General features: G+C 44.1%; 1 protein-coding gene. It reads right to left on the bottom strand.

All coding sequences use genetic code 11. The features are described from left to right. Positions 1-99 precede the first annotated feature (99 nt). Positions 100-492: a helix-turn-helix domain-containing protein gene (locus ACGF5R_RS24325; RefSeq protein WP_021327089.1), complete on the bottom strand. Its 393-nt coding sequence runs from the start codon at positions 490-492 to the stop codon at positions 100-102. Positions 493-633: the final 141 nt, after the last annotated feature.

Below are 633 nucleotides of genomic sequence, written 5' to 3'. Positions count from 1 at the left end.
TTAGAATGCGCCTTAGCCATAGTCACTACTCCTATAGTTGCTGTGGTGAGCGGCGGTAACGGGTGCCAGCCCGTTATCCCCGCGCTAAATATCAACAGATTATCGCTTAATCACCTGCTTTATCTTGTCTTGCGTGATAGCCATATCCAGAAAATGACAAATCACTTCCTGATCTTCCGGCTTCAATGCATCGGCCTGTTTACACAACTCTTTTAGCCGCTTGTTTTTGATATCAAACTCCGGGGCGGCACTGCCTTTATCACCCAATAACAGATGGTCAATACTGACCTCTAATATCTGCGCCAGCTTGATGATGTAATCAAACTGAGGCTTGGCTTTCCCCTGTTCCCAGCGCCCCACCATACGAGGCTGAATATCCAACAGGTCCGCCAGTTTCAGTTGTGTTAACTGCCTTGATTTACGAATAGATGAGAGGTTTTTACCAAAATCAGTCATGGACAAACATAGCCAAGTTAGTTGTTTGTTCCACATGCTAAATCCCCTCCTGAAAATTAATTCTTGAAAGCATTCTAATGTCCTGTTTAAAATAGGTCAATATAGACCTTGACGTATTTTTTAAAGGATTAACGATATGGCCCGCATTCCCGAAGCCGAATTACAGCACCTGAAAGC

Source organism: Photorhabdus sp. RM71S (assembly GCF_042879355.1).
Lineage (GTDB): Bacteria > Pseudomonadota > Gammaproteobacteria > Enterobacterales > Enterobacteriaceae > Photorhabdus > Photorhabdus kayaii.
Note: the sequence above shows the minus strand (reverse complement) of the source record. Positions and strands in the feature narration are given on the sequence as shown.

What these genes read in the sequence shown, in the direction of transcription:
- ACGF5R_RS24325 (WP_021327089.1), bottom strand. Translation starts at nt 492, where the DNA reads ATGTGGAACAAACAACTAACTTGGCTATGTTTGTCCATGACTGATTTT.